Origin of the sequence: Paraburkholderia fungorum, assembly GCF_900099835.1 — a bacterium.
In the GTDB taxonomy this organism is placed as follows: domain Bacteria; phylum Pseudomonadota; class Gammaproteobacteria; order Burkholderiales; family Burkholderiaceae; genus Paraburkholderia; species Paraburkholderia fungorum_A.
Genome location: NZ_FNKP01000002.1, coordinates 528,101 through 547,658, shown reverse-complemented (window position 1 = coordinate 547,658; position 19,558 = coordinate 528,101). Strand labels below are relative to the sequence as shown.

Sequence of the window (19,558 nt, the reverse complement as noted above, 5' to 3'; positions counted from 1 at the left end):
TCCGCTTATTGCGCGGCGGATGCGGGCGTGGCCGGCATCTGCGCGTCGACAGTCTTCACGGTCATGCCCGGCGTCACCTTCGCGGTGCCCTGCACGATCACGCGATCGCCTTCCTTCACGCCGCTCTCGACGATCCAGTTCGAACCGTCGGTGCCCGACGTGACCAGTTGACGCAATTCGACCTTGTTATTCGCGTCGACCACCAGCGCGGTTGGATTGCCCTTCTGATCGTGCGTCACGCCGATCTGCGGAACCACGATGGCGTTTTCGTTGACGCCTTCCTGAATCTCCGCACGCACGAACATGCCGGGCAGCAGGATGTTTTTCGGATTCGGGAACGTCGCGCGAACCGTCACGGAGCCGGTCGTCTGATCGACCGTCACGTCGGAGAATTTGAGCGTGCCGGGCAGGTCGTACGCGCGGCCGTCTTCGAGAATCAGCTTGATCTTCGCCGCATCCGGGCCGGTGGTTTTTAGACGCCCTTCCTGCATATCGCGGCGCAATTTCAGTCCGACGAGACTCGACTGCGTCAGGTCGACATAGACGGGATCGAGTTGCTGCACGGTCGAAAGCACTGTAGCCGAACTCGTCTGCACATAAGCGCCCACCGTCACCGCCGATTTGCCGATCTGTCCGGTGATCGGCGACGTGATGTCCGTATAGCCGAGGTTGATCTGCGCGGTTTCGACCGCAGCCTTGCCGGCGGCGACGTCCGCAGCATCCGAGCCTTCGGCGGCGACCGCGTTGTCGTAGTCCTGCTTGCTGACCGCGTTGGCCGCGACCAGCACCTTGTAGCGCTGCGTTTGCGCATGCGCGGACACCAGCGTGGCCTGCGCCTTCGCGAGCGTGGCCTTCGCGCTATCCAGCGAGGCGATGTACGGCGCCGGATCGATCTGATAGAGATGCTGTCCTGCTTTCACCTGGCTGCCTTCCACGAATTCCCGCTTCAGCACGATGCCGTCCACGCGCGCGATGATCTGCGCAACGAGGAACGCGCTGACCCGGCCGGGCAATTCGACGACCACCGGAACCGGCGTGGGTTTAGCGACAACGATGCCTACTTCGGGAACCTGCGCAGCGGGTGCCGCGGGCTTCTCGCCGCAGGCGGCGACAAACGACACGGCGGCCAGCGCCGCGACAAGACGAATGGAAAACGGATGCAGGGGATTGGGCATGGACGACCTGAAAATAGTTGGACAGGAGCCGCCGCGCACGCGAAATGAACAAGCAAAAGCACGCACGGACGCGTCAGGGGACCGACAATAGTGGAGATCGCGCGAGGCTGGGTTACTGCTGCAAACCGTCAGTAAGATTCATTAATGAAACAGCCAGGACCGCTCAATTAAGATGCAACGGTGTTTAAACCGGCAGCAGTGTCCAGGTGCTTTTGCGCACCGGGATTCGCTGGAAAGGCGAAGTGAAGGATGAGACGGACCAGGCAGCAGGCGCTCGATACGCGCGCCAGAATCATCGACGCGGCAGAGCGCGCGTTCTTTTTGCGCGGCGCGACGCGCACGTCGCTGGACGACATAGCAAAGGAAGCCGGCGTGACGCGCGGCGCGGTGTACGGCCACTTCAAGAACAAGGAGGCCGTGTTTCACGCGATGTTCGAGTGTTCCGATTTGCCGCTCGACCCGTTCGCGATTGCGCCGTGCAACAGCGACGGCGATCCGCTGAGTCAGTTAAGAGCCGATCTTCATCGGCGTCTGCGCGACGCATTGCAGGTCACGCACGCGCGGCGTCTCTACAGCATTGCGTTTACCAAATGTGAAAGCGCACCGGAGACGCTGCAGTTCTGCGAGCGCATTCATATGGCGGGCGTGCGGGCCGAGACGCAGATCGAAGCGGCATTGAATTGCGCGGTGCGTCGTGGTCAACTACGTGACGATCTCGATACGAAGCAGGCAGCAGCGTTCATTCATGCAGCGCTGAGCGGCTATTTTCGCAAGCGGTTGATGATGCCGTGCGCGAGTACCGACTCGGAGATCGAGCAGATCGTGGAGATTGCGTTGCGTTGTATCGATTGTGTGTCGATTGGCAATGCAGGGCGTAATTAACTGTAAACCAGGCTAATAAGCTGTTACGGGTTTGATGACTGTCGGGAGAGGGTTATCGTCGAGCCTGGCTAATTGTGGATCAGTCAGACTGCGACAATATGGCGCATGTCGATGCGCTTCAGGCTGCGGCGTGCACGCGATCGTAGAACTCGTCGATCTCGGCGACTGCGCGATGCTCGAGCGTATGAATTGCCATGAGCGGATCGATTTTCAGCTTGGGGATGGTGAGTTCGTCACCGGCGGGCGCGCCTTCTGCGCTGTTGCCGTCAATGCGCTCGATGCTCGAGCGGCACACCCACTGCACGCCCTGTTCGTCTGCTGCTACGTCTACGTTGACCCGAAAACCACGATGCTCTAATGCCACATTTCCTCCGGCATACTGCTTGATTGAAAGTACTCGACTGCTGGTGCGGCGAGAAAGGTGCCAAGCGTAGCACGGAGGAAAAATTCGTTCAGTGGCGCGGGCAGCGCGAAGGGTTTTTGTAATTTAGCGGGATTTCGCTTTGTAATGTGAGGGAATCCTCACCCCGGCACCCGCACCCATCCCTCCATCAAAACGCGCGCGCTCCGGCTCATGATCGCCTTGGTGACGGTCCATTCGCCGCCTTCCTGCCGAGCCTCCGCGCCCACGCGCAACGTCCCCGACGGATGCCCAAATCGCACCGCCTCCCGCTCGCCGCCGCCCGCCGCAAGATTCACCAGCGTCCCTGAAATCGCAGCGGCCGTGCCGATTGCGACCGCTGCCGTTCCCATCATCGCGTGATGCAGTTTGCCCATCGACATCGCGCGCACCAGCAAATCGATATCGCCTGCCGCCACCTGCTTGCCGCTCGACGCCACATAGTCAGCGGGCCGCGCGACGAACGCGACCTTCGGCGTGTGCTGCCGTGTCGCGATCTCGTTCAGATCCTTGATCAGGCCCATTCGCAACGCGCCGTGTGCGCGAATCGTTTCGAACATTGCGAGCGCTTTTTCGTCGCTATTGATCGCGTCCTGCAACTCGGTGCCTGCGTAGCCGATCGCGTGCGCCTCCACGAAAATGGTGGGGATGCCTGCGTTGATCATCGTCGCCTTCAACGTGCCGACGCCCGGCACGTCGAGATCGTCGACCACATTGCCAGTCGGGAACATCGAGCCGCCCGCGCCTTCTTCTTCCGCGGCCGGATCCATGAATTCGAGTTGCACTTCGGCGGCGGGAAACGTGACGCCGTCCAGTTCGAAGTCGCCGGTTTCCTGCACGGCGCCGTCGGTCATCGGCACGTGTCCGATAATCGTCTTGCCGATGTTGGCCTGCCAGATGCGTACGGTCGCAACGCCGTCGCGCGGAATACGGCTCGCGTCGACCAGCCCCGCGCTAATCGCAAACGGCCCCACCGCAGCGGAAAGATTGCCGCAGTTACCGCTCCAGTCGACAAAAGCTTTATCGATCGATACCTGTCCGAACAGGTAGTCCACATCGTGATCGGGCCTGCTGCTTCTGGCGATGATCACCGTCTTGCTGGTGCTCGACGTCGCGCCGCCCATGCCGTCGATCTGCTTGCCATACGGATCGGGGCTGCCAATCACGCGCATCAGCAGCGCGTCGCGCGCGGCGCCCGGCACCTGCGCGGCTTCGGGCAAATCCTGCAAGCGGAAGAACACGCCTTTGCTGGTGCCGCCACGCATGTAGGTGGCCGGAATTTTGATCTGTGGTCGATGGGCCATGACAATCGCATCCTGATGAGATAAGCGGGCGGCAGGCACTTAAGCGCATATCGCCCTGTCTTGCGTTACGTAATTACGTTGGTCGCCGAACGGCATGCAGCCATTCAGGCCGCCGCCTTCGACGACTCGAGAAAGTCCTGCGCAAAGCGTTGCAACACGCCGCCGGCTTCGTAAATAGACACCTCTTCCGCGGTGTCGAGGCGACACGTCACCGGCACGTCCACACGCTCACCGCTCTTTCGATGAATCACCAGCGTCAGGTCCGCGCGCGGCGTGCGCTCGCCGATCACATCGAAAGTTTCGGTGCCGTCGATGCCGAGTGTCAGCCGGTTCACGCCCGCCTTGAATTCCAGCGGCAACACGCCCATGCCGACCAGGTTCGTGCGGTGAATCCGTTCGAAGCCTTCCGCCACAATCGCTTCCGCACCGGCAAGACGCACGCCCTTGGCCGCCCAGTCGCGCGACGACCCCTGGCCATAATCGGCCCCGGCAATCACGATCAGTGGCTGCTTGCGTTCCATGTAGGTTTCGATCGCTTCCCACATCCGCGTGATCGTGCCTTCGGGTTCGATGCGCGCCAATGAACCCGCCTTCACCTTGCCGTCTTCGAGCACCATCTCGTTCTTCAACGTGGGGTTCGCAAAAGTCGCGCGTTGCGCGGTCAAATGATCGCCACGGTGAGTCGCGTACGAATTGAAATCCTCTTCAGGCAGGCCCATTTTCGCGAGGTATTCGCCTGAAGCACTGTCAGGCAGAATCGCGTTCGACGGCGACAGGTGATCGGTCGTGATGTTGTCGCCGAGCACGGCAAGCGGACGCATGCCCTTCAATGTGCGCTCGCCTGCAAGCGCACCTTCCCAATACGGGGGACGTCGAATGTACGTGCTCATTTCGCGCCAGTCGTAAAGCGGATTGGCCTTCTCACCGGTATCGACGGAAACGGCAAACATCGGTTCGTACACTTTACGGAATTGCTCGGGCTTCACGCTCGCCGCGACGACTGCATCGATCTCTTCATCTGTCGGCCAGATGTCTTTCAACGTCACCGCATGACCGTCGGCGTCGATACCGAGTACGTCTTTCTCGATGTCGAAACGGATCGTGCCTGCAATCGCATACGCGACCACTAGCGGCGGCGATGCGAGAAAAGCCTGCTTCGCATACGGATGAATACGTCCGTCGAAATTGCGATTGCCGGACAGCACCGCAGTCGCATACAGATCGCGTTCGATCACCTCTTTCTGGATGACCGGGTCCAGCGCGCCGGACATGCCGTTACACGACGTACACGCATAAGCGACCACGCCGAAGCCGAGCTTCTCCAGTTCGGGCAGCAAGCCGGCTTCTTCCAGATACAACGTCACCGCTTTCGATCCCGGCGCGAGCGAAGTTTTGGCCCACGGTTTGCGGGTCAATCCGCGCCGGTTCGCGTTACGCGCGATCAAACCCGCCGCGATCATGTTGCGGGGATTGTTGGTATTCGTGCAGCTCGTAATCGCCGCGATGATCACCGCGCCATCGGGCATCAGGCCAGGCTCGTTCTCGACCTTGCCGCTAATCCCGCGCGCCGCCAGATCCGCAACCGGCAAACGTCGATGCGGATTCGACGGACCCGCCAGCGTACGCACCACGCTCGACAGATCGAAGCTCAGCACGCGCTCGTATTCGGCGCGCTTCAACGTATCGGCCCACAAGCCGGTTTCCTTCGCGTACGTCTCGACCAGTTTCACGAGTTCATCGTCGCGACCCGTGAGCTTGAGGTACTTGATGGTCTGTTCATCGATATAAAACATCGCGGCCGTCGCGCCGAATTCGGGCGCCATGTTCGCGATCGTCGCGCGGTCGCCGAGCGTCAGTTTGCTCGTGCCTTCGCCATAGAATTCGAGGTACGCGCCGACTACTTTTTCTTTACGCAGGAATTCGGTCAGCGACAGCACGACGTCGGTTGCGGTAATACCTTCACCGGGCTTGCCGGTGAGTTCCACGCCGACGATATCCGGCAGCCGCATATACGACGCACGCCCGAGCATCACGCTCTCGGCTTCAAGTCCGCCGACACCGATCGCGATTACGCCGAGCGCGTCGACCATCGGCGTATGCGAGTCGGTACCGACCAGCGTGTCGGGAAACGCCACGCCGTCTTTCACCTGCACGACCGGACTCATCCGTTCGAGATTGATCTGATGCAGGATGCCGTTGCCCGGCGGAATCACGTCGACATTCCTGAACGAGCGCTTTGTCCAGTTGATGAAATCGAAACGGTCTTCGTTGCGGCGATCTTCGATTGCGCGGTTCTTGTCGAATGCATCGGGATCGAAACCGCCGCACTCGACCGCGAGCGAATGGTCAACCACGAGTTGCGTCGGCACGACCGGATTCACCATCGCGGGGTCGCCGCCTTGCGCAGCGATCGCATCGCGCAAACCGGCGAGATCGACCAGCGCGGTCTGCCCGAGAATGTCATGACACACCACGCGCGCCGGAAACCACGGAAAATCCAGTTCGCGCTTGCGTTCGATAATTTGCGTGAGCGACGCAGTCAGCGTGGCGGGATCGCAGCGGCGCACGAGATTCTCGGCCAGCACGCGCGACGTGTACGGCAATGTATCGTAAGCGCCGGGCTGGATCGCATCGACCGCAGCACGCGTATCGAAGAAGTCCAGCGAGGTGCCGGGAAGGCGTTTGCGGTTTGCAGTATTCATGGCGTAGTGAAAACAGTATTGATCCGGGGACGATGGCGGCGGCCATTCGCAATCCGCCGAGCCTTTTTTCCAGCGGGATTGCGCTGGTGGATCAGGCGGACAGTCTGGGTAGTTTATCGCTGGTTGATGCGTAGCCGGTTGAGCGTTTCGCTGCTCAGGCGGCGGCTTGGCGATCACATCCGTTTCCGCAAAAAACAGCCCTGGCCCGGGGTATTGACGAGCCAAGGCCTAACTTCGTTGCATCGCCGTTTCCGGAAATGCAATCGAGGAGAAACGCCGCGCGATTAAACGCGTTTGGCAAGCGGCACGTACTTCAAATTCTCAGGTCCGGTGTAGTTCGCACTGGGTCGGATGATCTTGTTGTCGACCCGCTGCTCGATGATGTGCGCGCTCCATCCGGCCGTGCGCGCGATCACGAAAATCGGCGTGAACATCGCCGTCGGCACGCCCATCATGTGATACGACACCGCACTGAACCAGTCGAGATTCGGGAACATCTTCTTCGCGTCCCACATCACCGATTCGAGCCGCTCGGCGATGTTGAACAGCTTCGTGTTGCCCGCTTCTTTCGACAGCTTTTTCGCCACGTCCTTGATGACCACGTTACGCGGATCGGAGATCGTGTACACCGGATGGCCGAAGCCGATCACCACTTCCTTGTTTTCAACGCGCCTGCGGATATCGGCCTCTGCTTCGTCGGGCGTCTGATAGCGCGACTGGATCTCGAACGCGACTTCGTTGGCGCCGCCGTGCTTCGGGCCGCGCAATGCGCCGATCGCGCCGGTGATCGCCGAGTAAATGTCGGACCCCGTGCCTGCAATCACGCGCCCCGTGAAGGTCGACGCGTTGAATTCATGCTCTGCATAGAGGTTCAGCGACACATGCATCGCATCGACCCAAGCCTTCGACGGCTCGACGCCATGCAGCAGATGCAGGAAGTGGCCGCCGATCGAATCGTCGTCGGTTTCGACCTCGATGCGCTTGCCGTTGTGCGAATAGTGATACCAGTACAGCAGCATCGAACCGAGCGACGCCATCAGCTTGTCGGCGATATCGCGCGCGCCCGGCAGATTGTGGCCGTCCTTCTCCGGCAGCACGGTGCCGAGCACGGACACGCCGGTGCGCATCACGTCCATCGGATGCGCGGCGGCGGGAATCCACTCGAGCGCGGCCTTGACGTTGGCGGGCAGCCCGCGCATGCCTTTGAGTCTGGTTTTATACGCCTGAAGCTCGGTCTGCGTCGGTAGCTTTTCGTGGACCAGCAGATACGCGATTTCTTCGAATTCGCACGCGCTCGCGATGTCGAGAATGTCGTAGCCGCGATAGTGCAGATCGTTGCCGGTCTTGCCGACCGTGCACAGCGCGGTATTGCCCGCCGTCACGCCGGACAGGGCGACGGATTTTTTGGGCTTGAACGCGCCCGCGGCCGGTGTGCTGTTGTCTGCTTCGCTCATGTGCATGTCTCCAGATTTGTGGGGGTAGCGTTGGCTCTGGAACCCTTAAATGCAAAGAATGGGCCAGCCGCGCCCACCTGCGCTAAGTGCCTGATTTCATGAAAGACGGCCTGACGGCACCGCCCGCGCGCGATTTCACAAATGGAATTTCGATTTCAAATTGGAAATGGACGCGCGCATAATGATGAACCCTTCCAAGCCTCTCGCGAGCCGCCCGCCTTGAGCACAACTCCGTTCGAATCCGCCCAGCGCCCGCGCATCTGGGCGTTGAGCATCAGCCGTCTGCGCGATCTGTTTTTCGACATCGCGGGCGAGTACGTCGAACGCGCGGATCTGCGCATCGTGTCGCACGCTTTCGAAGACGCGGTGCGCGAGATCGAAGGCGCGGGCGCGGGTCGTCCCGATGTCGTGATCGCGGGCGGCTCGAACGGCGCCTATCTGAAAACGCGTGTGTCGGTGCCTGTCGTGCGGATCAACCCGACCGGTTTCGACGTGATGCATGCGCTCGCCCGCGCGCGGCGTGATGGCGCGAAGGTCGCGCTGGTCACGCACGGCAATGCGCCCGACGAAGTACAGCGCTTCACGTCCGCGTATGCGCTCGATGTCACGTTCGCGTCGTACCAGTCGGCTCAGGACGCGGAGAGCGTCGTGCTCGATCTGCGCGATCGCGGGGTCGACGTGGTGGTCGGCCCCGGACTCGTCACCGATCTCGCAGCCAACGCGGGCATGGGCGCGGTGTTTCTCTATTCGCGCGCATCGGTGCGCACCGCGTTCGACACTGCGCTCGAAGTCGCGCAGGCCACGCGGCGCGAGTCGGTGCGCCGACAGCGGCTCGACAATCTGCTGCAACATCTGCGCGACGGCGTCGTCGCACTCGACGCGCAAGGCCGTGTCGAAGCGATGAATCAGCGCCTCGCCAGCGTGCTCGGCATCGACGCGACGAAAGCCGTGGGCCGCGCGCTGCTCGATCTCGCACCCGATCTCGCGGGCAGTCTGCCGGACTCGGACGGCGACACGTTCTGCACGGTACGTGGCGCGAGCTACGTCGTGCATCGCGGACCGCTCGCCACCAGCGGCGCAGCGGCCGGAACCGTGCTGACGTTTCAGGAATCGCGCGCTGTCGAACGGCTCGATCGCACGTTGCGTTCACGGCAACGCGTGCAGCAGTTCAGCGCGCGTTACCGGCTCGGCGATATCGTCGGCGCATCGGAATCGATCGAACGGGTGCGGACTCTCGTGCAACGCTACGCGAGGTCCGACGCTACCGTGCTGATTCTCGGCGAGAGCGGAACCGGCAAGGAAATGGTCGCGCAGAGCATGCATCAGTTGAGCGCGCGGCGCGACTTCGCGTTTGTCGCGATCAATTGCGGCGCGTTTCCCGAAGCATTGCTGGAAAGCGAATTGTTCGGCTATGAAGAAGGCGCCTTCACGGGCGCGCGCAAAGGCGGCAAGGCGGGGCTGATCGAAGTCGCGCATCGCGGCACGCTGTTTCTCGACGAAATCGGCGAAATGCCGTTGTCGCTGCAAAGCAGACTGTTGCGCGTGCTACAGGAACGTGAGGTGGTACGGCTCGGTTCGACGGAGCCGATGCGCGTGGATATTCGCGTCGTCGCGGCGACGCATCGCGCGTTGACCGAAGGCATCGCGGCGGGCAGTTTTCGGGCCGATCTGTACTACCGGCTCAACATTCTCAGCATCGCGTTGCCGCCGCTGCGCGAACGTCCTTCCGACCTGCTGCCGCTCGCCGTCGAATTGCTGCTGCAAGCCGCGACGCGCGAGCCGAGGCTCGCAGCGCGCCTGCCCGATGCAGCCGCCGCCGAACGCGTGCTCGCGACGCTTGCCGCGCCGTTGCGGCGTTATACGTGGCCGGGCAATGTGCGCGAGTTGCAGAACGTGATCGAACGCATTGCGGTCGAACTCGCCGATGCGGATACGTTACCCGCAGGCGAAGCGGTTTTCACGCGCGACATGCTACGCACCGTCGCGCCCGAAATAATCGAACAGCAGGCACGCACGAAACAGACTCCGCTGACGTTGCGCGAAAGCAGCCGTCACGTGGAGGCCGATCAGATTCGCGCTGCGCTCGCAGCGCATGAAGGCGATCGCGATGCGGTGTGCAAGGCACTCGGTATCAGCAAAACGACGTTGTGGCGCAAGCTGAATGCGGGACGCGGCGAATAAAGGCCGCGTTGCCATCGGCCGCCGGGTGTCTGTCCCGGCGAGAGAAAGTGATGGCATTCCTACGGAAAAGCTTGTTGTGAGTTTTCCGATGGCTTATTGAAACTTTCCGAATACCCGCCGGCTCGAAAAACCGGCTCCGCTCCTGTCCGTCTCCCTCCCCTCCAGCCCCACGCACACGGCATTTGCGGCCGTCTGTCCATGCCCGCCGTCCACGTATTTTTTCATTCGATGTGCATACGCAACACGCTCGGGTATTCCCGCATTGGCCCTTCATTGTCAGATTGCTTACAGTTCGATCGTTCGCTTTACGAATCTCGGTTCTAGATACGAACATTTTCAAATAAATAATTTATCGAAGACCCGGTCGCCCGACTTCTCGCAGATCGAATTTGGAGAACGCAGCATGAAGCACACCATCACCATGACCCGGATCGCGTTCGCAGTTGCAGCATTCGCCAGCGCTCCTGTTTTCGCGCAAAGCAACGTCACGCTGTACGGTATCGTCGATAACGGCATCGGCTATCAGAGCAGCCAGGCGCCGACGCTCGGCGCGACTTCGGGCGGCCGGTCGAACACGAAGATGGTGCAAGGGGTATGGGCGGGCAGCCGCTTCGGCCTGAAGGGTTCGGAAGATCTCGGCGGCGGCACCAAGGCCATTTTCCAGCTGGAGTCGGGCTTCAATTCGGCGACCGGCGGCGCCCAGTTCACCAACGCGCTGTTCGGCCGTCAGGCGTGGATCGGCGTGACGAACAACAGCTACGGTACGTTCCAGGCAGGCCGCCAGTACACCGCGTACTACACGATGCTGTCGCCATATAGCCCGACCACGTGGCTCACCGGTTTCTACGGCGCGCATCCGGGCGACCTCGACGCGCTCGATACGATCTACCGCGCGAGCAACTCGCTGGTCTATACGTCGCCGAAATGGTACGGCTTCACGTTCAGCGGTTCGTATTCGCTCGGCGGCGTGCCCGGCAGCTTCAACAGCGGCTCAACGTGGAGCGGCGCGGCGCAGTACATCAACGGTCCGGTCGGGATTGCGGTCGGCATCATGCGGATCAACAATTCGACGCCAGGCGGCGGCGACTGGGGCACGGCGTCGACCGCGGGCAACAACGGCCAGCAGGTTGGCGTGTCGGCGGTGACGAACGGTTACCGGACGGCGCAGGCGCAACAGCGCTTCGCGGTCACGGGCGGTTATAACTTCGGCAACGGCTGGGATATCTCGGGCGCGTATTCGAACGTGCAGTACATTCCGGGCGTCGGCTCGAGCTTCCACGATACGGCGATCTTCAACACGGGCGGGCTCGTGCTGCACTGGAAGCCGTCGGTCGTGTGGGATTTCGCAACCGGCTACAGCTACACTCGTGCGACGCGCGCCAACGGCATCACGAGTTCCGCGCAGTACCAGCAGGTCAATCTGTCCGAGTATTATTCACTGTCCAAGCGTACCGGCCTTTATGCGTTGCAGGCATTCCAGCGCACCAACGGCAATACGCTCGGCAACGCAGGCGCAGGACATGTCATCAGCGCCACGGCAACGATCGGCGACGGCTTCCAGAGCGCGCCGTCCTCGTCGCGCAGCCAGTTTGCCGCGGGCGTAGGCATCGTGCACCGCTTCTAAAACGGCGTACGATCTATAAGAAAGAAAAGGCTCGTATTGACGGGCCTTTTCGCAATCAGGAGACCCGATATGAACCGCAGCAACGCTGTGAACGTTCAAACCTTCATCAACGAACATCCGTTTTCGCCGTTCCAGTGGCTGATCTTTTTCATGTGCTTCATCATCGTCCTGCTGGACGGTTTTGACACCGCCGCGATCGGCTTCATTGCGCCTTCGCTGATCTCCGAATGGGGCATCGCCCGACCGGCGCTCGCGCCGGTGCTGAGCGCCGCGTTGTTCGGCCTCGCTTGCGGCGCGCTCGGTTCGGGGCCGCTATCCGACCGGCTCGGCCGACGCTCGATGCTGCTCGGCTCCGTGCTGCTGTTCGGCGTAGCGTGCTTCGGCTCGGCGTTCTCGACCAGCATCGAGGAACTGACCGTCTTGCGCTTCATCACCGGCGTCGGCCTGGGCGCGGCTATGCCGAACGCTGTCACGATGATGGGCGAATACTGTCCGGACGGTCGTCGCGCGACCGTGATCAACCTGATGTTCTGCGGCTTTCCGCTAGGCGCGGCGTTCGGCGGCTTCCTGGCCGCGTGGATGATTCCGCATTTCGGCTGGCGCAGCGTGCTGATGCTGGGCGGCATCGCCCCGCTTCTGCTGATGATCCTGCTGCTCACCAAACTGCCCGAGTCGGTGCGCTACATGGTGGCGAACAACAAGCCGGTGGAGCGGATTCGCGCGGCGCTCGCGCGCATTTCCGGCGACGCCGTGCAAGCCGGCGTCTTCACGATGACCGAGACCGCGCCGCAAACCGGCGGCAAGGGTCTGGGCGTGGTGCTGTCGCGCTCGTACATCGTCGGCTCGGTGATGCTGTGGGTGGCCTACTTCATGGGCCTCGTGATCTTCTATGCGTCGATCAACTGGATGCCGATCCTGCTGAAGGACGCCGGTCTTACGCCCGCGCGCGCGACGCTGATTTCGGCGCTGTTCCCGCTCGGCGGCGTTGGCGCGGTGCTGTGCGGCGTGCTGATGGATCGATTCAACGCTAACCGCATCATTGCTGCATGCTATGCGCTGACTGCGGTGAGCGTGTACTTCATCGGCCAGGCGGTCGGCAATGTGGGCGCGCTGGTGTTTATCGTGTTCGTCGCCGGGGTGTTGATGAACACCGCGCAATCGTCGATGCCCGCACTCGCCGCCGCGTTCTATCCGACCCAGGGTCGCGGCACCGGCGTCGCGTGGATGCTCGGTATCGGGCGTTTTGGCGGCATTGCCGGTTCGTTTCTGGTGGCTGAACTGACGCGCCGTCACTTCACGTTTGGCGGGATTTTCGCGATGGTCGCGGTGGCGGGATTGATTGCGTGCGTGGCGTTGCTGATCAAGCAGGCTGCACGGCCGCATGTGGCGACGGGGAATGCCGCGAAGACGGAGTCGTTCGGGCATTGATTGAATGCTGGCTGGTGCGCGCGCAGCAGCCGTGGCGCGCAAACGTCGCCAGACACGCTGAATGAGGCGGTATCCATCAAGTCGAGGGATACCGCTTTTTCTTTGTCAAACTGCGCTGGATGCTTCCACGGTGACGCGTGCACGCGATACGGCAGGCGCCCTGTCGAAATCCGTCTCCGTGAAGATCTGGCCAAACTTGTTCGCGCCATTCAGTGCGATTAGCACGATCGCGGGAAATGCTATCGAGAAGGCCCGCACTTCGTCGATATAGCCGAATAGTGCGAACAGAAACGCGACCGGAAGAAACGCCGCGAAAAAGTAGCGCTTGTAGCGCGGCGCGGTCGAGCGCCATGCAGTGCGAAAATACACCGCGGCCGGCACGAGGATCAGCGGATTCTGCAAACTCGGCGTAAAAATGCCTTTCGCAATCAGATTGTAGAAACGCGTATACGAAGCCGGATTGAGCCAGAAAAGCAGGTTCTCTTTCGCGTGAAACTCAATAAACGAGCCACTATTCAATTCATAGCCGCTCATGATGTAGTGCCGGGTCACCATACAGCATCCCAACTGAAGCGCCAGCCAGCCAAGCCGGTTGCGCATCGGCACTTCCTTCGTGTGTAGAAACAGCAGCGCGAGAGGAACCAGAAAGAACGTTTCCTTGTTGAACGAGAACAGCGCAATGATCAGCGTGCAAGCGATCATCCGGCGTTTCAGCATGAAGTAGCAGGCACTGAAAGCACCCAGTATTTCGATGAAATCGTAGTAATAGCCACCCTGTTGAAACGTGAGCGGATAGATAAAACTGAAGGCGGCCAGAAATCCGAGAGCCGTAGCAAATGAAAGTCCGTTCATTCGCGCGAGTTTATAGACCAGTAACAGCGTCAATATCGTGGACAGCACCACCGCAAAGTAGACGAGGTGATACGCCAGGGCGATGACCGGTGTCCAGTACAGGTCCGGAATGTAGCTGAAATAGCTGTGGCGTAGCGAGTCGTAACGGCTGATGGACTTGAACAGTTTTTGCTGAAGCGCCGGGCTGAGCTGGCCGGCCGCATATTTCGCCGCCTTTGCAAAGGCCGACCGGTACACGTAGGGACGCGGAGCCGTGCCCTCCATCATGCTGACCAGCGTGAGACTTTGTGTGTAGCCTTCTACCTTGTGATCGTCGCGAAAGCCGAATTTCAGCAACACGCTGTTGGTGACATTTCCCGCGCATATGAGCAGCAGGACAAATACGATTGAGAATCGACAGAAGGCCAATGTTCGATTTTTGTTATTTATATTCATGCTGCACTATCCATTCAGGGCTTTCATTTCTTTTTGATGACCGCGACAAGGCTGCGACATCACGGTTGCGAGCCGCAGAGCCGCCAGCTTTGCTCTGATTTCATGAGTAACTCAGGTTAGAAGTCCGGGTTGCGTTTTTCACCGCAACCGCGATGCCCCGGCATCGCCCAAACCCAGCCTGAATGCGTTCTCGTCGATCTCGACTTACAATTTCTTTCGAGCGCGAAAATTAGCTTAAATGAAGCGCTGAGTCAATCTGATGTGGACTGACAACGACAATTAAAATCAGGCCAATCCGATTGATAAATAGCAAATCCGCTCATCCGCCGGATCGTCCCTAAATACGAACATCCCGGGGAAAGCCCCTGCGCAGAAGGCCCATTCTTTGCGACAAGGCGTCGCACGCATTGCGGATAGGCCCGATACGCGGCGCCTCCAATCCCCGAAAAAGAACGCGCCCCGCCACTTCCCGGTAAACTACGCGGCTATTTACCGTTTCGGCCGCCGCAGTCGTCAGTCGCTCCCCGGCCGCACCGTCGCTCATCTAAATACAGGATCCGTAATGAAACGCGTAGTCGTATCCGCGCTGCTGGCGGTGTGCCTCGCGCAACCGGCCGCTCAGGCCGTGGCGCAGACAGTCAGCGATCAATGTTTTGCGCTCGGCGATATCGCCGGGCAGGTTGCGTCGTGGCGCGCACACAAGAAGACCAAGGCGCAGGCGCTCAATCAGGCGGCCAAGTACTACCAGGACAGCGCCGACCGTCAGGCGGTCAACGCGATCATCGAGAAAATCTATGCGCCCGACGCGCCGCACATGACGCCCGATCAGGCGAGCATGGCGGTGTCGGCGGAGTGTGCCAATCAGCAAAAAGGTCAAAAGGCCGCGCAGTAATGTGCGGCCCAGGCGAGCTTCGCGCGGCGGAGAATTTTTTCTCTGCCGCCGCGCTTGCCAGCGGCTAATCAGCGCTTGCGGAACGCGTCGATCGACGTCAGCGCATTACCCTTGAAGTCGAACACGGTGTTGTTGTCCCACTGATCTCCAGCACCGACTTTCCAGCCGACGTTCGGCGTCGGAATCCACTCCGGCTCCCACCAGAACACGCCCTTGCCGTGACCATCGGGAATCGCCTTCACGATATCCGTCACCGCGCCGAGGAATTGCGCCTGGCCTGCCGGCGTCTGCGGGAAAGTCGAGGTTCCGACATTGGTCATTGCGTTGGGCTCGGAATCGCCATCGCTGGTGGTCCACGGATACGCGGTTTCCACCACCATCACGTCCTTGTCGTAGCGCGTCGCCAGATCGTTCGCATTGTTCTGCAGATCGCTCAGCGAACCCTGCCACTGCGGGTAGTACGACAGGCCAATCACGTCGAACGTCACGCCTCGTTGCGTTGCCGCGTCGAACCACCAGCGGCTCTTCGCGTTGTCGCCGCCGCTGTCGATATGCAACATGACCTTGGTGCGCTCGTCGACCGACTTCACGGCGTCATGTCCCGCTTTCAGCAATTGCGCGAGGTTGTCGAGTTGATCGTACTTGCCGAGCGGCCACAACATGCCGCCAGTGATCTCGTTGCCGATCTGCACCCACTCCGGGCGAACGCCGTCGTGTGCCAGCATCTTCAGCACATTCGACGTGTACTCGTACAACAGCGCACAGGTTTCCACGATGTCCTTACCGGCCCACGCATGCGGCGGATACTGCTTGCCCGGATCGGCCCACCAGTCGCTGTAGTGGAAATCGATCAGTACGCGCAGTCCGAGCGCGGCAGCACGACGCGCCAGAACTCGCACATGTTCTGCATTGTTATAACCGGCTGCAGGACTCTGGTCTGCAGGAAAAAAGTTCGGATTGCCAGGATCATTCCAGACCTTGATTCGAATCGAATCGACACCGTGGTCTTTCAGAAGCCGCAGACAGTCTTGCCGTACGCCGTGCTCGTAAAATTTAGCACCGTTCGCTTCCAGTTCGAGCAGCGTCGACACGTCCGCACCCATTGCAAAGCGGCTGCCATGGAGCGGTTTCGCCGACGGCTCGCGCTCCGCCGCCGACGCTGCGGCGGGTGCTCCCACCGTCGCGCCGACGCCTGCCGCTGCCGCTGTCGAAGCCAGCCATCCCAGCATTTCTCTTCGGTTCATCCGTCATCCTCCATCTATTGAATGGCAGCTCTCTCAGGGCTGCCTGGTCCGGGTTGAAGCGTCTGAAACTGAATGCCAATCTTCCAGCAACACCTTCTTACGACGTGATTCCGTTCAGGCGTCTTTCCATACGCACACATCGCCGGTATTCAGTCCGGCTTGTCCGAGTACGAAGACGGCATTTGCGGGCGCGGGCGCCTGCACCTGCTGTGCGCCGAAGTTGAACGCAAACGTCAGATCGCCGCGACGCCGGATGCGCAAACCATCGGCGAGCAATTGCGTTTCGAGGCCCGCATCGCGAGCGGCCTGCTCCAGCACCGTGCGATGCAACTCATGCGACAGCCACGCCGCCAGATATCGAACCTTGCCGTGCGTGAGGATCGCGGGCCATTCATCGTCGAACTGCGCGACGACTCGGGTCGCGCCGTTGGCGCGAACATGCTCGCGCCAGTAGATCGCCGTGCCGTTCGCGCCGCCGACCGACAACGCAGGCGTCAGCGACGGCCGCAGCGATTCGACTTCGAGCACCTGCATCGGCAGAACGCGCTGCAGTGCGCCCGGCGGCAAGTTGCCGGGGATCGCAAAGGCTTCTGTTTTGGAGCCGCTGCGCGGGCCGAAAACCCATTGCGCGTCGCTGCGCTCGATCTGCGCAACGAGTGTGTCGTCGATCACAGCAAGGCTCGGCACAACGATCAGGCGATACCCGGAAAGATCGGCGCGGCTCGATACGATATCGACATCGAGGCCCAGTTCGCGCAGCGATTCGTAGTAGTCGAACACCAGCGTCTGATAATCGAACGTCTTGCCATGACGCTGAATCTCGAACATCCATTGCGTTTCGTAATCGAACAGAATCGCGACAGCTGCACGCACGGGCGCACCGAGTGTGGACAAGGCTGCGGAATTCGCAATCTCGCGCGCCGCCTGCTGCACTTCCAGTCCGCCCGGCGACAACTCGTTGTTCGGCAGATTAAGCCCCGAATGCATCTGCTCCTGCGCATACGGGCACTGACGCCAGCGGAAATACGACACCAGTTCCGCGCCGTGCGCGAACGCCTCATACGCCCACAAACGCACCATGCCCTTCGCGGGAACCGGATTCCACGGCGCCCAGTTGACCGGACCCGCCTGCTGCTCCATCACCCAGAAACGGCCGCCGCCAATGGCGCGATAACGGTCGTGATCGAATGCGGAAACATCGGGATGCGCGGTGCGTGCATATCGCGCTTTCTGTTCTTCAGGCAATGCGATCGATTCAGTGCGAGCGATCGGATAGCTGTCCCAGGTCGCGACGTCGATCGCGTTGTCTTTCGCGAAATCGTAATGGTCGAACGTGGTGAAAAAGCCCATGAAGTTATGCAGCAAATCCGCATTCGGCGCGTGAGCTCGCAATACATCGATCTGCTCGCGATGAAAACTCGATACCTCATCGGACATGAAGCGGCGGAAGTCGAGCAGGTGAATCGGATTCGCGTCGGTCGGCGTGAGGTTCGGCAAACCAATCGATTCGAACGACGGGTACTCCATGCTCCAGAACACATTGCCCCAGACGTCATTCAACGACGCGATGGTTTCATAGCGCTGCTTGAGCCACTTCTGGAAACGTTCGAGTGCGGCCGGCGAGTAACTCGGCACGGTTTCATGGCAACCGAGTTCATTATCGGTTTGCCATGCAACGATAGACGGATGCTGTCCGTAACGCGCGGCCATCACGTCGACGATACGCAGACATTCGCGCCTATACGTCTCGCTCGAAATGTCGTAATGACGGCGCGAGCCGAAATTCCAGCGCGTTCCGTCGGCACGTACCGGCAACACGTCCGGATGCGCGTCGATCAGCCACCTCGGCGGCGACGCGGTCGGCGTGCCGAGCACGAGTTTCAGCCCCGCGCTCGCGAGCGTTTCGACGGCTTCGTCGAGCCATTGCCATTCATATTCGCCGGTGCGCGGCTCCATTCGGCTCCACGCGAATTCAGCGATACGTACATGCGTAATGCCGAGTTCGACCATACGCTTTGCGTCGTCGGCCCACATGTCGCGCGGCCATTGTTCCGGGTAATAACACACACCAAGTTGCATGAGAGAAGTCTCGTTGTTAGTTGACGTCGAGCGGGCGCTCAGCCTTTGCTCGCACCAAAAGTCAGGCCGGCGACGAAATGCCGTTGCATCGCGAAGAACATCAGCACGGAAGGTAATGCGGCGAGAACCGAACCGGCGGCGACCAGATTCCACGCGGTCGTCCATTGCCCTTTGAGCGCGGCGACGCCCACGGTGATCGGCGCGGCGTCGTCGCCCTGCGTGAGACACAGTGCCCAGAAATAGTCGTTCCACACGAACGTGAACACCAGAATGCCAAGCGCGGCGAGGGCCGGACGGATCAGCGGCAATACGATGCGCCAGTAAACCATCCACTCGCTCGCGCCTTCCACGCGCGCCGCCTCGATCATCTCGAACGGCAACTGCTTGATGAAGTTACGCAGAAACAGCGTGCAGAAGCCAGTCTGGAACGACACGTGGAAAATCACCAGTGCCCACACGCTGTTGAAGAGTCCCACTTTCAGCGCCATGTCGCGCACGGGAATCATCAGGATCTGGATGGGCACAAAATTACCGGCGACGAATGCGAATAACACCGCTGTATTGCCGGGAAATTTGTAGGTCGCTAACGCAAAGCCCGCCATCGACGCCAGCACGATTGCGCCGATCACCGAAGGCACCGTAATCAGCACGCTATTCGTGAAGTAATGCAGCATCGGCGTTTGCGTGAGTGCGGTGCCGTAGTTTTCGATCAGCGCAAAATGCTTCGGCCAGCCCCAGTAATCGCCTTGCGACAACTCGTCGGAAGAACGGATCGACGTCACGAGAACGGCGAGCATCGGCAATAGCCAGATCAGCAGAGAAATCGGCAACGACACTTTATAAAGCGCGCGATTGAGCGGTTTCCAGCGTTCAACGGGAAGCGGATACATGACACATCACTCCTGA

At 60.7% G+C, this 19,558-nt stretch carries 14 protein-coding genes; 5 read left to right on the top strand and 9 right to left on the bottom strand.

Features of this window, described 5'->3' with window-relative positions:
• Nucleotides 1-5: 5 nt before the first annotated feature.
• Entirely contained in the window at nucleotides 6-1,175 is a 1,170-nt protein-coding gene (locus BLS41_RS18510) for an efflux RND transporter periplasmic adaptor subunit (RefSeq protein ID WP_074767436.1), read from the bottom strand.
• 249 nt (nucleotides 1,176-1,424) lie between these two features.
• Here BLS41_RS18510 and BLS41_RS18505 point away from each other — a divergent pair, with 249 nt between their 5' ends.
• Entirely contained in the window at nucleotides 1,425-2,057 is a 633-nt protein-coding gene (locus BLS41_RS18505) for a TetR family transcriptional regulator (protein WP_074767434.1), read from the top strand.
• A 118-nt stretch (nucleotides 2,058-2,175) separates the two neighbouring features.
• Here the strand turns inward: BLS41_RS18505 and BLS41_RS18500 are convergent, their stop codons facing one another.
• From BLS41_RS18500 to prpC, 4 genes are all read right to left on the bottom strand, one after another.
• Nucleotides 2,176-2,421 carry a hypothetical protein gene (locus tag BLS41_RS18500; RefSeq protein ID WP_074767432.1) on the bottom strand — a complete coding sequence of 82 codons (246 nt, stop codon included), beginning with the start codon at nucleotides 2,419-2,421 and terminating at the stop codon, nucleotides 2,176-2,178.
• Nucleotides 2,422-2,579: 158 nt separating this feature from the next.
• A complete protein-coding gene (gene prpF, locus BLS41_RS18495) occupies nucleotides 2,580-3,761 on the bottom strand; it encodes a 2-methylaconitate cis-trans isomerase PrpF (protein WP_074767430.1) in 1,182 nt (393 codons plus the stop codon).
• A gap of 104 nt (nucleotides 3,762-3,865) precedes the next feature.
• Entirely contained in the window at nucleotides 3,866-6,463 is a 2,598-nt protein-coding gene (gene acnD, locus BLS41_RS18490; protein ID WP_074767428.1) for a Fe/S-dependent 2-methylisocitrate dehydratase AcnD, read from the bottom strand.
• Nucleotides 6,464-6,747: 284 nt separating this feature from the next.
• Nucleotides 6,748-7,917 carry a bifunctional 2-methylcitrate synthase/citrate synthase gene (gene prpC / locus BLS41_RS18485; RefSeq protein WP_074767426.1) on the bottom strand — a complete coding sequence of 390 codons (1,170 nt, stop codon included), beginning with the start codon at nucleotides 7,915-7,917 and terminating at the stop codon, nucleotides 6,748-6,750.
• 219 nt (nucleotides 7,918-8,136) lie between these two features.
• On the opposite strand from prpC, the gene prpR reads away from it, so the two are divergent.
• The 3 genes from prpR (at nucleotide 8,137) to BLS41_RS18470 (ending at nucleotide 13,150) form a co-directional block, all read left to right on the top strand.
• Complete coding sequence (prpR, locus tag BLS41_RS18480; RefSeq protein ID WP_074767423.1) at nucleotides 8,137-10,098, top strand: propionate catabolism operon regulatory protein PrpR; 1,962 nt, start codon at nucleotides 8,137-8,139, stop codon at nucleotides 10,096-10,098.
• Between the two features lie 403 nt (nucleotides 10,099-10,501).
• Nucleotides 10,502-11,722: a porin gene (locus tag BLS41_RS18475; protein WP_074767420.1), complete on the top strand. Its 1,221-nt coding sequence runs from the start codon at nucleotides 10,502-10,504 to the stop codon at nucleotides 11,720-11,722.
• A gap of 69 nt (nucleotides 11,723-11,791) precedes the next feature.
• The gene (locus tag BLS41_RS18470) at nucleotides 11,792-13,150 is read left to right on the top strand and encodes an MFS transporter (protein ID WP_074767418.1); all 1,359 of its coding nucleotides are present in this window, start codon (nucleotides 11,792-11,794) and stop codon (nucleotides 13,148-13,150) included.
• Between the two features lie 105 nt (nucleotides 13,151-13,255).
• On the opposite strand, the gene BLS41_RS18465 is transcribed toward BLS41_RS18470, so the two are convergent.
• Nucleotides 13,256-14,341 (bottom strand): hypothetical protein, encoded by a 1,086-nt coding sequence (locus BLS41_RS18465; RefSeq protein ID WP_143026312.1) that lies wholly within the window; start codon nucleotides 14,339-14,341, stop codon nucleotides 13,256-13,258.
• Between the two features lie 658 nt (nucleotides 14,342-14,999).
• Between BLS41_RS18465 and BLS41_RS18460 the strand changes: the two genes are divergently transcribed.
• The gene (locus tag BLS41_RS18460) at nucleotides 15,000-15,329 is read left to right on the top strand and encodes a hypothetical protein (protein ID WP_074767412.1); all 330 of its coding nucleotides are present in this window, start codon (nucleotides 15,000-15,002) and stop codon (nucleotides 15,327-15,329) included.
• 68 nt (nucleotides 15,330-15,397) lie between these two features.
• Here BLS41_RS18460 and BLS41_RS18455 read toward each other — a convergent pair whose 3' ends face one another.
• From BLS41_RS18455 to BLS41_RS18445, 3 genes are all read right to left on the bottom strand, one after another.
• A complete protein-coding gene (locus BLS41_RS18455) occupies nucleotides 15,398-16,573 on the bottom strand; it encodes a glycoside hydrolase family 53 protein (protein ID WP_074767409.1) in 1,176 nt (391 codons plus the stop codon).
• Nucleotides 16,574-16,687: 114 nt separating this feature from the next.
• A complete protein-coding gene (locus BLS41_RS18450; RefSeq protein WP_074767406.1) occupies nucleotides 16,688-18,652 on the bottom strand; it encodes a beta-galactosidase in 1,965 nt (654 codons plus the stop codon).
• A gap of 38 nt (nucleotides 18,653-18,690) precedes the next feature.
• Nucleotides 18,691-19,542 (bottom strand): carbohydrate ABC transporter permease, encoded by an 852-nt coding sequence (locus tag BLS41_RS18445; protein WP_074767403.1) that lies wholly within the window; start codon nucleotides 19,540-19,542, stop codon nucleotides 18,691-18,693.
• Between the last annotated feature and the right edge of the window lie 16 nt (nucleotides 19,543-19,558).

Excerpts from the sequence above, each read along its gene's own strand:
- BLS41_RS18510 (WP_074767436.1), bottom strand. The coding sequence starts at position 1,175 with ATGCCCAATCCCCTGCATCCGTTTTCCATTCGTCTTGTCGCGGCGCTG.
- BLS41_RS18450 (WP_074767406.1), bottom strand. The coding sequence starts at position 18,652 with ATGCAACTTGGTGTGTGTTATTACCCGGAACAATGGCCGCGCGACATG.
- BLS41_RS18445 (WP_074767403.1), bottom strand. The coding sequence starts at position 19,542 with ATGTATCCGCTTCCCGTTGAACGCTGGAAACCGCTCAATCGCGCGCTT.
- BLS41_RS18460 (WP_074767412.1), top strand. The coding sequence starts at position 15,000 with ATGAAACGCGTAGTCGTATCCGCGCTGCTGGCGGTGTGCCTCGCGCAA.
- BLS41_RS18475 (WP_074767420.1), top strand. The coding sequence starts at position 10,502 with ATGAAGCACACCATCACCATGACCCGGATCGCGTTCGCAGTTGCAGCA.
- BLS41_RS18455 (WP_074767409.1), bottom strand. The coding sequence starts at position 16,573 with ATGAACCGAAGAGAAATGCTGGGATGGCTGGCTTCGACAGCGGCAGCG.
- BLS41_RS18505 (WP_074767434.1), top strand. The coding sequence starts at position 1,425 with ATGAGACGGACCAGGCAGCAGGCGCTCGATACGCGCGCCAGAATCATC.
- acnD (WP_074767428.1), bottom strand. The coding sequence starts at position 6,463 with ATGAATACTGCAAACCGCAAACGCCTTCCCGGCACCTCGCTGGACTTC.
- prpF (WP_074767430.1), bottom strand. The coding sequence starts at position 3,761 with ATGGCCCATCGACCACAGATCAAAATTCCGGCCACCTACATGCGTGGC.
- prpC (WP_074767426.1), bottom strand. The coding sequence starts at position 7,917 with ATGAGCGAAGCAGACAACAGCACACCGGCCGCGGGCGCGTTCAAGCCC.
- BLS41_RS18470 (WP_074767418.1), top strand. The coding sequence starts at position 11,792 with ATGAACCGCAGCAACGCTGTGAACGTTCAAACCTTCATCAACGAACAT.